8 protein-coding genes are annotated in these 17760 nt (G+C 58.3%); 2 read left to right on the top strand and 6 right to left on the bottom strand.

Going from position 1 to position 17760, the window contains the following annotated elements; all coding sequences use genetic code 11:
- Nucleotides 1-148 precede the first annotated feature (148 nt).
- From pyk to hyi, 4 genes are all read right to left on the bottom strand, one after another.
- On the bottom strand, nt 149-1576 hold the full coding sequence (pyk, locus tag ABD720_RS13190; RefSeq protein WP_344763801.1) for a pyruvate kinase: 1428 nt from the start codon (nt 1574-1576) through the stop codon (nt 149-151).
- A 75-nt stretch (nt 1577-1651) separates the two neighbouring features.
- On the bottom strand, nt 1652-2917 hold the full coding sequence (locus ABD720_RS13185) for a glycerate kinase type-2 family protein (protein WP_344763800.1): 1266 nt from the start codon (nt 2915-2917) through the stop codon (nt 1652-1654).
- A gap of 62 nt (nt 2918-2979) precedes the next feature.
- Entirely contained in the window at nt 2980-3942 is a 963-nt protein-coding gene (locus tag ABD720_RS13180; RefSeq protein ID WP_344763799.1) for a 2-hydroxy-3-oxopropionate reductase, read from the bottom strand.
- The gene (hyi, locus tag ABD720_RS13175; RefSeq protein ID WP_344763798.1) at nt 3918-4697 is read right to left on the bottom strand and encodes a hydroxypyruvate isomerase; all 780 of its coding nucleotides are present in this window, start codon (nt 4695-4697) and stop codon (nt 3918-3920) included. The genes ABD720_RS13180 and hyi overlap by 25 nt, the downstream gene beginning before the upstream one ends.
- A gap of 839 nt (nt 4698-5536) precedes the next feature.
- Between hyi and ABD720_RS13170 the strand changes: the two genes are divergently transcribed.
- Nucleotides 5537-6727 carry a hypothetical protein gene (locus ABD720_RS13170; protein ID WP_344763797.1) on the top strand — a complete coding sequence of 397 codons (1191 nt, stop codon included), beginning with the start codon at nt 5537-5539 and terminating at the stop codon, nt 6725-6727.
- A gap of 656 nt (nt 6728-7383) precedes the next feature.
- Here the strand turns inward: ABD720_RS13170 and ABD720_RS13165 are convergent.
- Entirely contained in the window at nt 7384-7944 is a 561-nt protein-coding gene (locus ABD720_RS13165; protein ID WP_344763796.1) for a hypothetical protein, read from the bottom strand.
- Between the two features lie 210 nt (nt 7945-8154).
- Between ABD720_RS13165 and ABD720_RS13160 the strand changes: the two genes are divergently transcribed.
- On the top strand, nt 8155-8442 hold the full coding sequence (locus tag ABD720_RS13160; RefSeq protein WP_344763795.1) for an ORF6N domain-containing protein: 288 nt from the start codon (nt 8155-8157) through the stop codon (nt 8440-8442).
- Nucleotides 8443-8689: 247 nt separating this feature from the next.
- Here the strand turns inward: ABD720_RS13160 and ABD720_RS13155 are convergent, their stop codons facing one another.
- Complete coding sequence (locus ABD720_RS13155; RefSeq protein ID WP_344763794.1) at nt 8690-17758, bottom strand: Tc toxin subunit A-related protein; 9069 nt, start codon at nt 17756-17758, stop codon at nt 8690-8692.
- Nucleotides 17759-17760: the final 2 nt, after the last annotated feature.

The raw sequence follows: 17760 nt of genomic DNA, 5'->3' as shown, positions 1-17760 counted from the left end.
CGGCCGCGACAGGCGAATGAATGCGTTACACCGCTTCGAACGGTCCGGAGTTGACAGCACTGCGCATGGCGATTCAAGGCCATCCGCAGAGGCCATATTGCGAATGCTGACGGGGTGGCCCTGAAGTGGCGCGCCCCCCCAAAAACCATCAGACGATGGCGTCGCTAATCGTGGCAATCCTCAACAGGTTGGTCGTTCCCGGTTCGCCAAAGGGCATCCCGGCCGAGATCGTGATGCTCTGCCCTGGCAGCCCGAATCCTTCTTGCCGTGTCACGGCAACGGCGACTGACACCATGTCTTCGACCGACGTCACATCGGCGATCACTGTGGCGTGCACGCCCCATGTCAGCGCCATTTTTCGCGCTGTCTGGAGATTGGGCGTGATGCACAGGATAGGCGCACTGGGACGCTCTCTGGCGGCGCGCAAGGCAGTGTGTCCGGAGAAGGTATAGCTCACCGACGCGACCGCATTGATGATACGGATGACGTCTCGCAACGCCGAACAAATTGCATCGGCATGCGTAGGCAGTGGCGGCTGTTGTTGCGCATCCAGCATGGTTCTGTGCAACGGGTCGCTTTCGACTTCTTCGATGATCCGGTTCATCATCGATACCGAGGCGAGCGGATAGTTGCCGCTGGCGGACTCGGCCGAGAGCATCACGGCGTCCGCGCCATCGTAAATCGCGGTGGCGACATCGGACGCTTCTGCGCGTGTCGGTACCGGCGATTCAATCATCGATTCCAGCATTTGCGTCGCCACGACGACCGGTTTGCCATGCTTGCGTGCGAGGCTGAGGATACGTTTTTGCTCACGTGGTACGCGCTCGGCGGGTAGCTCCACGCCGAGGTCGCCGCGCGCCACCATGACGGCATCACTGGCGCGAATAATGTCGTCGAGCTGCTTCAGTGCGGCCGGTTTTTCAATCTTTGACAAGATGCCCGCGCGTTGGCCAACGATGGCACGCGCTTCCAGAACATCCGATACCTGCTGCACGAACGACAGCGCAATCCAGTCGACGCCAAGCGACAGCGCGAAGTCGAGATCGCGCCTGTCCTTGTCTGTCAGCGCCGGAATCGGCACGATGACGTCCGGTACATTCACCCCCTTGCGATTGGACAGCATGCCGCCGACAACGACTCGGGTAACGATGCGGTTACCGTCTGATTCTTCGACTGCGAGGCGTAATTTTCCGTCATCGAGCAACAACGTTTGACCCGGCGTGATCACGGCAAAGAGTTCGGGATGGGGCATGCCCACGCGTGTGGCATCGCCCGGTTGATCGCTCTGGTCCAGAACGAAGCGCTGGTCAGCAACCAGCATCGCGCAGCCGTCGACAAATTGTCCGACACGCAGCTTGGGTCCCTGAAGATCGGCGAGGATGGCAATGGGACGACCCATTTTTTTCTCGATGGCGCGGACGATGTCGTAGCGGGCCCGATGATCTTCGTGCGAGCCGTGGCTGAAGTTGAACCGGAACACATCGGCCCCCGCCTCGAACAGCGCGGTGATCGTCAGTGCATCGGAACTTGCCGGACCCAGGGTGGCAACAATTTTGGCTTTGCGCAGGCGTCTCATGGCTTTTTTTCTCATTCAGAATTGGCGGGAAGTGCAGAAGGCGAACCGACGTGTCGTTGATCGGTTCGCCTGCGATCATAAAATCAGGATGGCGCGGAAATCATTGACGTTGGTGCGGGTAGGTCCGGTCACAACGAGGTCGCCCAATGCGTCGAAAAAGCCATAGCCATCGTTCTCGGCGAGCAGATCGCGCGCACGCAATCCGAGTGCGGTTGCCCGGGACATCGTGTCTGGTGCACACCATGCGCCGGCATTGTCCTCGGAGCCGTCGATGCCGTCGGTATCGCAGGCAATGGCATGGATACCCGGCAGGCCGTCGAGTGCGATTGCCAGACTCAGCAGAAATTCCGCATTGCGTCCGCCGCGTCCGTTGCCGCGCACGGTAACGGTCGTTTCGCCGCCGGACAGGATCACGCAAGGGCGGACAAATGGCTGGTCGTGCAGCAGAACCTGACGCGCGATCGACGCGTGCAGCATGCCTGTGTCGCGGGCTTCGCCTTCCATGTCATCCGACAGGATGTACGGCGTGATGCCGGCAGCCCGAGCGGCCTCGGCGGCTGCCAGCAAAGCGTGTCGCGCGGTCGCGATGACATGATGTGCATTGCGTGCAAAGCGATGATCGGCGGGCTTGGGCGTTTCACTTGCACCCGATGCCAGCATCTGACGGATGTTTTCTGGCACGTCTATACGGTATTTGTGAAGGATACCCAGCGCATCAGCGCAGGTGGTGGGATCGGGCAAGGTCGGTCCGCTGGCGATGATGCCGGGATCGTCGCCCGGAATATCCGAGATCAGCAACGTGACCACGCGAGCCGGTGCGCAGGCTAGCGCCAGTCGGCCACCCTTGATCGCGGACAGGTGCTTGCGCACGCAGTTCATTTCCGAAATCGTTGCGCCGCTTTTCAGGAGCGCCTTGTTGAGTGCCTGCTTTTGTTGCAGTGAAATGCCTTCCGCGGGCAACGCCAGCAAGGCCGAGCCGCCTCCGGAAATCAGGCACAGCACGAGGTCGTTTTCAGTGAGGTCCTTGACCATCTCCAGCATGCGTGCAGCAGCGCGCTGACCGGCCTCGTCCGGTGTCGGGTGGGAGGCTTCGATGACGTCGATATCGCGACATGGCAGAGCGTGACCGTAGCGCGTGACCACCATCCCTTCCAGCTTCTCCGGCCACGCTTGCTCGACGGCCTTTGCCATCGCGGCAGCACCTTTGCCGGCACCGATCACGATGGTTCTGCCGTGTGCCGACGGTGCTGGCAGAAACGGTGGCAGACATTTTTCTGCGCTCACGGCATCGACGGCAACTGAGAATAAGTCGAACAGGAATTGGCGTGGATCGGTCAGCATCGTTATCTCGAAAGGAAGTGAAGGGTCAGGAGCTGAGGTCGCAGCAGCACGACCTCACCGGATTACTCGGCTTGGGCGATTGCGTGGTTCGACATCAGCTCAATGGCGTGACACAGGGCCGAATGGTCGAGACCACTCATGCCGTTGGCGGCGCAGGCGTTCATCAGTTCCTGCACGTTGGCCGTATTGGGAAGCGCGACGCCGAGTGTCCTGGCACCTTGCAGCGCCAGATTCAAATCCTTCTGGTGCAGGCCGATGCGAAAACCGGGATTGAATGTTCGCTTGATCATGCGTTCGCCATGCACTTCGAGTATGCGCGACGCGGCAAAACCGCCCATCAAGGCCTGACGCACCTTCGCGGGATCGGCACCGGCTTTCGATGCGAATAACAGCGCTTCCGCAACCGCCTGAATAGTGAGCGCGACGATGATCTGGTTGGCGACTTTGGTGGTCTGGCCGTCACCATTGCCGCCAACCAGCGTGATGTTTTTTCCCATCAGGTCGAACAGCGGTTTGACGATATTGAAGGCGTCCTCCGGCCCGCCGACCATGATGGTCAGCGTGGCGGCCTTCGCGCCGACTTCGCCGCCGGATACCGGCGCATCGAGATAGGCACAATCGAGCGCATTGATCTTGCCCGCGAAAATCTTCGTTTCCATCGGCGAGATCGAGCTCATGTCGACGACGATTTTTCCGGCCGACAGGCCAGCGGCAACGCCATTCACGCCGAACAGGGCGTTGTCGACATCTGGTGTGTCGGGCACCATCGTGATGATGATGTCGGCACGCTTTGCCACTTCCGCAGCGGATGTGCAGACTGTGGCGCCACGCTCGATCAGTGACGGCGGTGGATTTTTGAAGTCATGCAGGTACAGCTTGTGTCCGCCTGCCTGCAGATGTGCGGCCATGGGAGCGCCCATGATGCCGAGTCCGATAAAGCCGATTTTTGTCATGATGTGGTCCTTGGTAGTGAACGTTGTGGCCGGTCGGGATCGGCCGGTTAGCTGGAGTAAGTCGCGCGCCATCCCAGGCCCTCGACCGTTCCCGCCCTGGGTTTGTATTCGCAGCCGATCCAGCCGTCGTAGCCCGACTGGTCGAGCCACGGAATCACAAAGCCGTAATTGATTTCGCCGGTGCCGGGTTCGAAACGTCCCGGGTTGTCCGCCAGTTGAATGTGCTTGATGATCGGCAGATTGTTCTTCATCGTGTTGACCAGCTCACCTTCCATGCGCTGCATGTGATAGATGTCGTACTGCAGAAACAGATTGTCAGAGCCGGTTTGATGGATCAGCGCCACCGCCTGTTTTGTCGTCGACAAAAAGAAACCTGGAATATCGAACGTGTTGATCGGTTCGATCAGCAGCCGGATTCCGGCGGTCTTCAGATGGGTAGCTGCATAAGTCAGATTGCTAACCAGCGTTGCATGCGCCAGTTCGACATCGACACCAGTAGGCACGATGCCGGCCAGGCAATTGATCTGCTTGACGCCCAATACCTTCGCATAGCGCAATGCTTCGGCGACGCCTTCCTGGAATTCCTGAATGCGATCCGGGTGGCATGCGATGCCACGCTCACCGGCATCCCAATTCCCGGCGGGCAGGTTATGCAGGACCAGGTCGAGCTGGTAAGTGTTCAATTTGTCGGCAATCTGATCCGCATGAAACGCGTACGGGAACAGAAATTCGACGCCCCTGAATCCGGCGTGCGCGGCTGCGCCGAACCGGTCCATGAACGGGACCTCGTTAAACAGCATCGTCAAGTTGGCAGAAAATTTGGCCATGGCATCGTCTCCAAAGAGTGTTTTATTCATCCGGCAATCCGACCGTGTCGCGGCGTTACCGTGCACGGCAGTCGATTTCCTTGAATTCATTGATCTGGTTGATCTGGTTGATCTCGGTGACCATCGATAGGGCGGTCACGCGTTCCGGCATGACGTCGATCATGATGGGCACTCAATGCTGCTCCAGTAATGTCTTGGTATCGGCGAATTTTTCCTGCAAAGTGTGCGTCTTTTCAGCGCGGCATCCAGCAGGCTTTCCGCGGCCCTCGGCTCGTTGAATGCCACGGTCATTCCTTGTTTTGTCTGCACACTGACTGCCACTTCTGCAGCAGTCGTCTTCGCCATCAACCATTTCCAGATCGTGTTGAATTCATCAGGTTTCGATAGTAAATGACAGGGAAAACTTTGAGAATGCCCACCGTAATCAGTCAACCCGATACCTGGGGTATCGAATGTGGGTCATTGATCTGGATGGGTGATGGAAGAATGTGACGACCGCTGCTTTGGATTTACGTTGGCCGCAGGGTCTGGTCGATGCAGTAAAACGTTCGGAGATTTGCACCAGCCGATCGTGTGTTTCTTTTTATAAATACGTCACTACAACCAACAATCGGAGATTAAACTTTCTATATTGGCAAGTACATGTAGCTCTTCTCATGAGCTTCACCTGCTGCAAAATCGTCTATCCAACAGAAAGTTGGCTGAATGAAAAAATAGCAAGCACGGTTGTCAACTCTGAACCCAAACCAGACGAAACGTATATGAGCGCCAGACCTGTTAAGTTGTAAAAAAAATTAAATTCCGAAGTATAAAAGCCCTGCAAAAAGTGAAGGCATTCCTTGAAATCAAGAAAAATCATCTTCGTCCTGTCCTTCGCATTCCTCTGTGCCGTGCTAATCGCGCACTACATGATGGCAAGGCCATACGAAGAACAGCTCATGCGCATACAGACTTCGGAACGATTGGGTAATCTGGGCAGCGCGGTATTGGATGAGCCAATGGGAATCCAGGCCATCCTCCTGGACTACTCCAGCGACCAGGCGCTGCTCCTGAAAACGTGGATTGCCCTGAAAAAATATCCAACCATCACGCGGGAACTGTTGATGCTCTATGGTGAGGAGCCGATATTTAAGCGGGTCATGAAAAATTACGGTGAATCGGTGGTTCCGGTGATCCAGTATTTCAGAGCCAACGAAATCTGGACGTACACCGCGCAAACGAAAATCGCGGCGGTTGCCACCGATGCTGCAAGCACCTTGAAACAGGCCTGGAGCATGCTGCCTGGAACAACGAAACCCGCTGTCCCAAGACCAGCAGCACCACCGACAGCACCAGCAGCACCCGCAGCACCCGCCCCAATTGCTCCGCCACGCATCGCCGCAAATGAACGCGGATGGTATGCCGTCAATATCCTCGATACGGAAGGTCATGACCTGCTCGGTCAGTTTGTCGAAGGGCAGGACGGGCAGATAAGACGAATACAAACAGACCGTTTTGGAAAACTGGTCATCGGTTTTTTATCAAGTGGTATCAGGAATATTGAAACCAAAAGCCAAAGCGGCGACGAACTCAAGGCGGCGGACTATCTTTGGGCCGGGGTCGATGTGCTGCCATTTATTGGTATCGCAAAAGGGCTGCGCCTCGTGAAACAAGCGTCAGTAGCAGGAAAGGAGATCCGAATATCGACGAAGACGCGATTGCTCGCGCCGAAGCTCTTTGAAAGCACTGCAATGCTCAAACTGGCAAAGTACGGATCAGGAGTCGCGGCCGCCTATTTGATCGTGACTCATCCTTCGCTGGTCAACAGCCTTTTGGGACAGGCAGCAAAATTTTTCGGTATTGATCCCTGGTTGTTCCAGCTTGGGGGCTGGTGGCTAATACTGAGCTTGTTGCTCTTTCCATTCATCGGCCTGATCAAACTCGCAGCGAGACTGCTCCTGGCTGTGTTCTCGTTGCTGGAAAAATCGCGTCCGAAAAAAGTATCCGTGCCTGTCGCGGCGATGGCTTCCGGATCGACACAGCTGACGTAATCGCACGCGCATCCTGTGGGTCACGCGGAGCGCCGCGCCGCACTCGGGCTTACGGTTGCATCAAGTCACAGTGTTGCGTGGCTGTGAGGTCGGGTTGATTTCAAGTTGAGGTTCTTAAGGTGACAAGTCCTGGCAATTTCGTTGGCAATGTTTACATTGAGTATCTGCCCCTGTTCGGAAGATTGATTGGGAGAATGAGCTACAACGCGTCGTCTGTAACGATGATTCACATAAAGCCCGAACATTACTTGCCGATGAGAGTAACCATAAAGCAGTAGATAGCCATCAGTGCGATCCAGCTACTCGCTGCTTCAAAGTGCCGGGAAAGAATCACCATCGCGATTACTGCAAGAAAAGCCGCGCCAACACGGATGAAGACATCTATGGACTTGCTGCCTAGTTTTCTGAAATACCCCGGAAACTGTTCCTGGCCATAAGCATTCTTTCAGTCAAACTTGCGCTTGCCGTGCCAGAGCGCCACTAAAGCGCTCGACACCAGCAGAAAAAACCCAACAGCCATTAAATGCGTACCCATTGAGCTGGCAAAATTTTCCGATTCAGGTATTCCAGAACTGAATCAGTTTTTGTGTCAGGTCCGGGTCACTGGAATGGATGTATAGAGATGTGTTTGACCAGCGACCGTTCAAGTTGATGTGTTATTTTCGAATACTCTTGACGACGCCCGCTACGGCACCAACTGTCGCGCCAGTGATTGTCCCTACGAACGGAATGACCGATGCGATGGCACCACCGACAATTGCTCCCGCAGCGGCATCCTTGACAATGTCTGAATGCAGCGCCTCTTTGCCGAGTATCCCTACCTCGGTTGCTGTGGCAGATGCTATGTCCTTTATTTTTGCTGCAGCGATTTTAAAATCCTCCTCATCTACTTTTCCATCGCCATTAAGATCGCCGATGATTACCCCTCCGGCCTTGATCATCTGACCCGTTGAAAGCATCACTTCGCCGATCGTGTTGCCTACGGATCGGCCGGTACTCAATGCATGATCGGCTGCGCTTGTCGTAACTTCCTGTATGTTCGAAAGCGCTTTTTGTGCAGACAATTGGGCTGCGCTGCCGAATCCGGAGAGGAAGCCTTTTATTCTGCTGCTGCTTTTGTCTGCTTTCACGGCAGTACTTGTAGATGCTCGATTATTCACCTCGTCATCTGGCTTGTTCTCTTGGTTTTGTCCGGGGTTATCAGGCAGGTGGTTCATTTTTTCCCCTATTGACGGAGTGAGTTATTGGCTGTGATGCTAAGGCTACATAGACTTTTTTTACAGTACATATACTGCGTTGAATAATTCCAAGATAGTAATTTGTTGGCAACTTTTTGATGCTACCGTATTTGCGCGGGAGTGTGCCGATTCCATGAAGCGGTAGTTGAAATTTTGGCTTATCCGTTCATAGCCATTGAACAGAATGTCATGTTTGAATCCGACTTGTCGCAACTTTATCGCGTGTCGACCAAGCGGTTGAATGAACAGGTCAAACGCAGCAGTGAACGCTTGTCGCCACACTTCGTGTTTATCCTGAGTGCGCAAGAAAAAGCCGAGGTAGTCACACATCGTGACGAACTCGGCAAGCTGAAGTTCTCCAAGTCTTTGCAATTCGCTTTCACCGAACAGGGCGCGATCGATGTCGCCACTAATTGCCCGGGCACCTCAACTAAACCAGCCTGTTCAAGACGGCTTCGGGCGGCAAACAAAGCGTGAGTGACGTTGCCGAATCGTAGGTTGGGCTGCCAAGCCCAACATGCGTCAAGCTTACTGTCAGGTCGTTGTGCCGCTGCCGGCAGCTGAATTGGTAACTGCTCCTAAGCACCAAGTCAGGTACTGCGCGACAAAGCAAAAATCGCTTCCGCTACCGCCAGCTGCAGGGGGCAGTTTGACGCATGTTGGGCTTGGCAGCCCAACCACCAGTCGGTAGTTTTCATGGTGAAATTCGCAGGCAAAATCCCCCTCAACTAAACCCATACTTCACCACCAACAACAAATCCTGCAGCTTGCCCAAATTCGCAGGCAATACCGACACTGCCACCGGATCACCCAGCGTGATGCCCGTCGTCTCCGCCTTGCACATGCGCCAGGCATCGAGCCGTGACAGGTTGCTGGCAGCACCGTCGAGCGAGATGCTGAACGTCGCCGGGTTACCCGCGACTCTGGCCAGCAATACGACGTTGTCGATAGTCGCATCCAGTACCTGCGCCAGATAAGGCAGGCGCAATTTGTCGAGGGTGATGTTGACGCTGCCGGCCTGTTTCAGCAAATGCCATTCGTTGGGCAACTCATGGCGCAGGTTGATCAATGTGTGCAAACCCTGCTGCGACAGTTCCTGTTTGATCTGGCCAAGGCGGTCGAGCAGGTCGGTTTCGGCGAGGCTGCGCAAGCTGGAGCCGCCTTCGCGCGCGGTGTAGCCCAGGTGCAGGACGACGTCGGCGATGGTGTCGTAATTGAACTGCGCCAGTGCCGGCTTGACCAGTTCACAGCGCCAGTTGCTGATCGCGCCCGTGCCTTCGAACGGCAGGTAGCGTTCGTCGCGGAAGTTGAGGTCGAACAGGCCGCTGTCCTTCTGGCCCGTTGAAGTGGCGATCGATTGAATGGTGCCGAGGTTGTAGACGAAGCGTTCGTCGTTGCCCGGGTCTTCGCTGTAACCCGTCAGTGCGAGATTGTCGGGCCGCAAATCCTTGCGATACCGGTTGCTGGTCAGCGAGAGTTTTGCAGAGATCGAGGTCTGCGGACCTGCCACGCACGGCATGCTGAGGCTGACCGTTTTGATGCGCCGGAAATACTGTCCGGGATAGTCCAGGTCGAACAGCGCTTCGGGTACGCTGAAGTCGCAGCTGCCGGTGGTTTGCAGCTTGATCAGCGCCAGCGGGTCGAGCGCGGCCAGCGAGACTTGCTTGGTGATTTCGTAGTCGCGCTTGTGATGATCGAGATAGCTCATCTCCATGCGTTTGAGGTCGTAGACCAGCCGATCGGCACTTTGCAAACCTTTCTTCAGCGTGTCCCAGTAACCGAAGGCGATAAAGGTATCGTCGCGGCCCAGTTCGTACTGGTAGGTGCGCTCGGCTTTTTTTGCCTGATCGTGCGCCAGTTTGTAAGCCGCGAAATAGACGTTGCTGATCTGGCCGATCATCCATTGGTAGAGGTCGCGGTTGGTGAATTTGCGTCGCATGAACTCGTCGGTTTTTTTGTTGTTCTCGATCGTCAGCGCGTGATTTTTCATGTCGAGCTCGGCGCTTTGCTGGCGGATTTCGGCCACCGTGATCTGTTTGTCGATCGAGGCGAGCTCCTTCTTGGCCTGGCGTTCCTGCAGTTTCCAGTCGTCGAAGCGGCGCTCGTTCTGGCCGTTGATGGCAGCGCGGTTGGCGTCATAGGCAGCGCTGGCGCTCAATATCTGCAGCACATCGGCGGCCGAATTGGCGGCGGCGGCGAGATTTTTGCCACCCCATTGCAAGGTGACGTGGGGACTGCCGCCGAAGCCGGAGGCGCCGCCCAGCAGGTCCGGCACCATGGCCACGATGCCGGCCAGCGCACGGCTGATCTGGGCGGCCAGTTCGAAGTCATGGGCGGTGTCGAGCTTGTCCAGATGGAGCGATTCCTTAGCGCTCACTTTTTCGATGCCGGCATAATACTGGTACTTTTCTTCGGTCACTTTTCTGCTTCGCTGCAGCACGATGATTTGTTCTTTGGCTTCCTCGATGGCCAGCTTTTTCATGCCGGTCATCGCATTCTGCAATTTGATTTCCAGCTCGCTGCGCAGCAGTGCCAGGTCTTCGCCGTCCTTTTTCTCCAGTACCTGCAGCAGGGAGTTGCCGAGGTTGCGCACTTCCTGGGCCAGGTCGACGGCTTTTTGCGCGACGGTCTGGAAGCGGTAATAGGGCAGCGGCGCGCTCAGGCCGGCAATGACTGCCGAGATATCGAGGCCCGATGCGGCTGCCCTGACCAGCATGCCCGGATCGATCGGTGGCGCAAACAGGGCCAGGCTGCGTTCGATGCCGTCGATGTTCTGGCAGTGGCGAATCTTGAAGAGGCGGTCGGCGATGGTGTCCCAATAGCCCAGCATCCGGTCGTTCTGTGGCACGCAAAAATACAGCGTGGACAGGGTGATCGGCGAGGGTGGCAATTCCGCTCCGCCTTCCGGCAGCGCGGACAGGTCGGGCAGGATGTTTTCCAGATCGATCAGGGCATTGCCGAGCGGGCCGAGCTTGGCGCGAATCTGGTAATAGGTTTCGCTGGGTGGTGTCACCACTGGCGGCACGACGCGCGGTTTCGGACCGAGCAGTTTGTCGGACAGGATATACATCTGCGTGGCCTGAGCGATCGACTCCATCGTGTCCTGCCGGAACAGGTAATCGCCCCAGCTGACCAGGTTGTCGATATATTTCATCAGGATGGCCTTTTGGTAGGCCACCGTGCGAAAACGCGCCACGACATGCGGCTTGAAGGGGTGATCGCGCCATTGCTGGATCGCGAATTCGAGCTCGTTGAGCGCGGCGTCGTTCAGGTCCGCGGCCCGGTACAGCAGGGTGTCGATGCGCTGGGCGGTGTAGTCGGCAGCATTGCGCAGGAAGAACGGTTTGGTGACCCAGTATTTTTGCGGCACGTCGCCGGGCAGGGCGCCGGTCGGATTGAAGATGTAGTGCAGCCAGTCCATTGCCTCGTCGAAGCGCTGGTTGCGCGTCAACTGGGTGGCGATCAGCATCGGCACGTGGAAGAACAATTCCCAGTTGTAGCCGCTGTAACTGCCATCGCTGTTGAAGTCGACATCCTCGACCGGATACGGCGGCGGCACGATGGCGGTGGGTGCGTAATGCGTGGCGAAATCGAAGGGCGATTGCTGCAGCTGGGTGGCGCGCGACATCAGGGCGGGCACGCCATGCTGGTACAGCGTGCGGCGCAAAGTGCACATCAGCGGATGGTACATATTGCTGAATTTTTCGCCGTATTGCAGCTTGCTGTAGACCTCCAGTTCGGCCTTGATGTCGTGGTAATCCTCGTCGGCCAGCAATTCGGCAAGCAGTTGCGCCGGCGTCTCGCCAGCCTTCAGCTTGGCCATATATTTTTGGTACAGGGCGACGATCTTGTCGATCAGGCCGAGTACGTCCGAGGCGGTACGCCGGGTCAGGGTGTTGAGATTGAGCCGGCTTTTGCGTCCATAGAAACCCGGCGTGATGACGTAGGCGTGATTGCTGTCTTCCATGAAGTACGGCAGCAAGGTGCCCATCGGGATTTTGATGTTGCGTTGCCGGTCATAGAGTGCGCCGGTGTTTGCGCCATAAGAGGCCAGCAGCAGGTATTCCAGCAACAGCGCCAGCCAGTCGATCGGTGTCATCTGATGCGGATAGGTGATGCGAAACGTGCCGGGTGTCTTGGTGAGGATGTCGTAGTAGGCGAAGAACGACAGCGCCGTGCGGGCCGAGAGTTCGTCGCCGGCGATGTAATTCGTTTCGCGGTAGCGCTGCACGGTCAGCAAGGTGTCCTTGAAATCGGGGAAGAAGTCGGGGAAGTAAGTATTGCCTTCGCTCAGCAATTCCGGATACCCCTTGCAACCGGCGATCGCGAATATGCCGCGCAGTTCGGCACTGTCCTGGCCGTTCGCCTTGAGCAGCAGGACCATGTCGGCCCATTCGATGTAGATGAGGTTGTACAAATGCTGCTCGAAAGGGTCCGTGGTGTAGGAATTGGGCGTACGTATCGCGTCTTTCGAGATGCGTTTGGGTTGCCATACGCCGTCGGCAAGTTCGCTTACCGCCAGCTGGATTTTCAGTTTGCGCTTGGGTTTGTCGGTATTGACGACCGTGCCCGGCGTGCTGTTGGGGACGGTGGCTTGCGGGCTGGGGTCGGGTTCATCGCTGAAGATCGGCCAGCACAGGTGCAGTCGCCGGTTGCGCGAAAACGCCAGCAACTGGTCGCCCGTGATTTCCAGATCAATCTTGACCCACGGCGTCCAGTAACGCTCCTGCTGGAATTGCCGGTGATAGTAAGTGGCCGGGTCGCCGCCTTTTGAGCGGGCGAAGACGTGCATGATACGGTCATCGACCTGATACCAGGTAGCGACCACTTCCAGAAACGCCAGGGCGTCGAGTTGCTCCATGTAGCGCGTCAGCGCACGCTCGGCAGTGAAGGTCGTCAGCTCGTTTTGCATCAGCTCGTTTTCCAGATCCTGGAACAGGAAGGACTTGTCGTCGCGCAGTTCGGCTTCGAGCCAGTTTTCGGGATAGCACCAGACCTTCAGGTTGGCTTCCCGCACACGGAACCGGCTGACCCATTTCCATTGCAGCCAGCCGCTGTCGGTTTCGGTGTTGGCGGATGCACTTGGTTCCAGACCCATCATGCAGCGCTGAACGAATAGCTGGATGGCGTTGTGTGCCAGCACGATGCGTGAGCTGGGCATGCAGGCTTCCATCTCGACATCGATCAGCCACTGGTCGTACAGGTCGTTCGCGCTGCGAAACGCAGGACGGGTGGCCAGCAGATAGGCCACCAACGCGTCGCGCTTGGCCGGCCGGATCGCATCCATGACTTCTTTCAGCGTGTCGAGCCAGGTGGTTTCGTCGTAGCGCGATTTCAGGGCCATGCGCAGTTTGCCGGTCTCGATGCTGGTCAGGCCCGGCTTGATGAAGTCGGCTACATCGGCGAGCGGACTGGCCAGCGTGCGCAGTGTTTCGGCGCTGTGCAGCAGGCGCTGCCAGTTGCCGACAACACGGTAATTGGCGAAGCTGAAGGCGGGAAAGAAGTAGGCATCGATCGCGTCCAGGCTGTCCTGTTCATGCGCGGTGAGGATCGCCAGTTTTTCCAGAAACTGGTCGCGGGTGGCGGCGCTGCCGGGCAGGGTCATGGCGAGTACCGACCACAGCGTGACCGGATTGGCCGCATCGGCCGGGTTCTCGACGGGTGCGAGCGTGTTGCCAAGTTCCAGTGCCCGGCCGAGGTCCGCATACGCCTGGTACGACGCTTCGGTGTGGCCGCTTTGGTAGGGAATGCCGTCGAGTTCCAGCCAGCCCAGATCCTGTGCATTGACCAGCAACCACGCGACTACGCCGGGTTCCAGCCGATACGACGCGGACAGCGGCAACAGCTTGTGCAGCAAGCGCAGCGCCTGATAGTGCTGCGGGAAGGCCAGCCCGGTCACGGCGGGCGGGGCGGGGACGAGGTTGAGGGTATCGATCAGATCATTGCTGAACAGGATGTCGCGCACGACAGCGGTGCCAGGGGCCGGTTGCTTGAGCACGGCATGTGCCAGCACCGCCTGCACCAGTTCCGTATCGACTTTGAAGGCGGCGCTGAGCTGGGCTGTCAGCAGTACCGATTTTGCCTGATTGAACTGGAACAGGGACAGGCTGTCCATGATGGCGCGTAACAGTGCCGCGGCTGCGGCGCTGATGTCAGCCAGTGGTGCGAGCGCGTCCAGATTGTCGATGGCCGTGTGGATAGCGGTGGGGTCGAACAAGGTGCCAAACAACGTGTCGATCAGGCTGTGTGCTGCAGCGACCGAGGTCCATTCGCGTTGCAGGAAGGCCGCGATCGACTTGCTGTCGTCAGCGCTGACAACGCTGAACTTGCCCAGTAATCTGGCCAGCGCCTCCTGCTGTTCGATGGCGGGCATATCCGGATTGAACGGCGAACGGTTCTCCGCGAAGGCGCCCTGATAGGCCGCCTGCAATGTGGTCAGCGTCGTCGTCGCAGTGGCGCTTTTCAGTTCGCGCCGTTCGAGTTCGATGGTCGTTTCGGCCTGGTGGTACAGCATGAAGCGCACGTCCGCGAGTTTGCGCGGCTGGGCCTTGGCGTCGATCGCCAGTTCGGCGAATGCGAGCGTGTCGGCGGGCGACGCGGTGGGGTCGATCCGGGTCAGGTCGATCAGTGCGCTCAGTTCAGTCGTGGTCAGCTTGAGCCTGCGCATCAGGCGGCTGTACAGGAACAGGCGCGACAGGTTGGCGATGCTGAGTTTGTTGTCCACCATCAGTGTCAGGAGCGCGTCGAAGTCTTTGCGTTTGACTTGCAGACTGACGGCGACGCTGGCCGCAACATTGGCCAGAAAGCCCGTGCCATCGACTTTCGCCAGTTCGAGTGCCGGGTCGATGACGCCGTTTCTCGCCTTGTTCAGGAAAATGCTGGCGTACAGGTCGGCGGGAATATTCTCGTAACAGCCGACCAGCTCGCCCAGCTTGATGCCGGTGGCGGTGACCAGTCGCTGCAGCGTGGCGGCGACGGCCAGCGCGGCGTCATCGAGGACGCCGGCACCCAGCAACGGCTGCGAGAGGATTTCATCAAGCACGGCCAACGGCCATCCGGTCGCTTTTTGCATGCGCAGAAAACGGTGCATGCGGTCCAGCGCGGCATTGTCCAGGCCTGCTATCTGTTTTTGCGCCAGGTCGCAGCTCAGGTCGAGGTGCTTGATGAACAAGGCCTTGGCCGGATCGATGAAGGCAAACGTCAGCAGGGTGTCCAGTTCGGTATAGCTCAGACCGGTCTTGTCGAGAAAGACATCGACCCGCTTCAGGTCGGCCAGTGGCAAGCGCCAGTAAGTGGCCTGTCCGGCCGAGTCGGGAGTGGTGATCAGCGCCCGTTGCGAGACCGTCAAGCCCAGCGTTTCGGCGGCAATCGCTGCGTCGGACGGTGTCCCCGCCACCTGAAAATTGCGCATCAGTTCGGCGCGGTCGATATCGAAACGGGCGAAATAGGCGCGCGCTTCGGTATGGGGCAGATCGAATGGCAGTCCGAAGGCGAACGACTCGGTGGCCAGCGTGGCGTAGGCGGTCTGGTTGACGTAAGCCGGTGCGGCGGCCAGTTCATCGGCCGGACGCAAGGTCTGGCGCAGATGGAACAGGGTGTATTCGTTCAACCCGGTGTTGACGGCTTTGACGACCGCCTGCTTGTCGCGGATATAGTGCGGCAGCGTGGCCGACGAGCCGGTGGCGACCTCGGTAGAAAACACCAGCGCGGCATCGGTCATCGGGACACCGGCCGCGACCAGTGCGCTCAGCAGGGCAGGGGCGATGCTGCCTGACAGCGGATCGGCACCGGCCGCCAGCGCTCCGTTGTAGCCGATGCCGGGGTCCGGCGCGACCTGCTCTTCCAGCAGCTCGTTGACCAGGTCGATGTAGGGCATCGGCGTGTTGGCGTTCTCGCAACTCAGGTCGATATCGCCCAGATCCGGACGTCGCGCCAGCAGCACGTCTTGGGCCGCGGTCGTGGTGACGGGCGGGCTCACGGTGAGGTCGGTGACGCTGCGGTGGTCGATGAATTCAAGCAGCTCCACCAGATAGGCGGCCGGACCATAGACCGAACGGCAGTGTTCGCAGGCGCAGGTGTCGACGCCTTTGAACAGACTTTTCAGATTTGGAAAATCCAGCTGCGCCTGGTCGAGAGCCAGTGTCAGGTCGCCGCTATTGACTGCTGCAATGGGCCCGGCGGAGGCGATGTCCTGCAGTTCGCCGGCCACCACCATGGCTGCAGTGGAGGTCGCTTCGGCCTTGCGATACATGGCTTCGGCATCCTTGGCACCGATGCCGGCTGCGGGAGCCAGCTCGCTGACGAAGCGCGTCTTGCCGATGGCCGTGATGTCGCGTGCCGACGTGACGCCGCGGGCAAGCAGCTTGCTGGTGGTTGCATAGCGCGGCGCCAGGCGGAAAACGCGCTGTACCTTTTTGAGTTCGTCGCGCAGGGCGGTGTTGGTGCTCTCGGCGTGTGCTGTCCGTTTGAAGTACAGGTCCAGATTGTCGCGCTGCAGGTCGAGTTGGTTGGCTGTGTCGGCTGTGTCGGTTGCCAAGGTTGCCGCGGTTGCCATCAGCAGTGCGGCGATGTCTTTGCCATGCACGACCGTGGGTGCGGTATCGCGCGCAAGCTGCGCCGCAAAGGCATGGGTCGGATAGGCGCGCTCGAAACTGCGTGCCAGCGAAGACGCCTTCACCGCGGCGACCTGTGTGTCGAGCTGCATGTTCGTCAGCAGGCTTTCCCAGTCACGCTTGTTGAGCCGCGCGAGTTTGCTGACGTCTTCCGGCGCAGTCAGATTTTTTTCTCTGGCGATGGTGGCGATCAGCGCACGGTCGTTGCCGACGACATCGGCAATGGCGAGCGTGGTACGCAAAGTATCGACGTTGGACTTGTCCCCTAAAAAAGTCACACTGGTGATTTGCTTGAGGACGCCGGACAGGTCGCCGCGGTTGGCCTTGAACAGCGCCGCCGCCTCGCCGATCTTGTCGGCGACGATGAAGTGCGTGACCAGATCGATTAGCTGCTGTTCGCGGTGTTCTTTCTGGTAGGCGTCTGCCTGCAGCCGAAACCGTTCCAGCAGTGTCAGGTAGCTGTCCATTTTGCCCAGCGTGCTGTCGTCCACCAGCCGGGTCTTGACTGCTGCGCCCACGTCGCGCTCGATCAGCTGAGGCTCGGTCAGCACGATGTCGTACAGCAAGCCCTCGGGATCGGTGTTGCTGTCGATGCCCAGACGCGTCTTCCAGGGATTGCGCACGTTGCCGGCCAACAGCGTGTTCTGGCGCAACAGCGCATAGAAGAACGGCGCATCGACCTCGGACATGCGGGCCAGGCGGTGCGCCAGCACGAAGTATTCCAGTCGAACAAACGGGATGCGCAGCGAGTGGGCCAGCCAGGACAGATCGTGATGGTCATCCGTCTCCTGCAGTTCATCGACGGGAACCCGCGCATTGCGTGTCGCGATGCGTTCGACGAGATCGTCGAACTCGGTTTTTTCGGGCACCAGCGGCGCGCTCAGGACGATATCGATGGTCTCGACCTGGCCGGTATCGAAATGCAACGCGTCGCCCGGCGTCTTGTACAGAACGGCCTGTCGGGACGGTGACAGAACCGTGATCGATACCGCGGCGCGCGTATCGCAGTTGTCGTCGTCGACCGTATAGGAAATGCTGTAGCTGCCCCCGCAGTTGCTGGTTGCTTCGCCCAGCAGCATCTCGTTGCGCAGGCTCACTTCCAATAACTGCACATGCAAGCCATCGAGCGCTTCGCCTGCCTGGCTGCGCAGGGTTCCGTTGACCGTTTTGCTGTGTTCCATGG

It is taken from the genome of Actimicrobium antarcticum (assembly GCF_039536745.1).
GTDB lineage: Bacteria > Pseudomonadota > Gammaproteobacteria > Burkholderiales > Burkholderiaceae_D > Actimicrobium > Actimicrobium antarcticum.
This window is presented reverse-complemented; position numbering and strand designations above follow the sequence as displayed.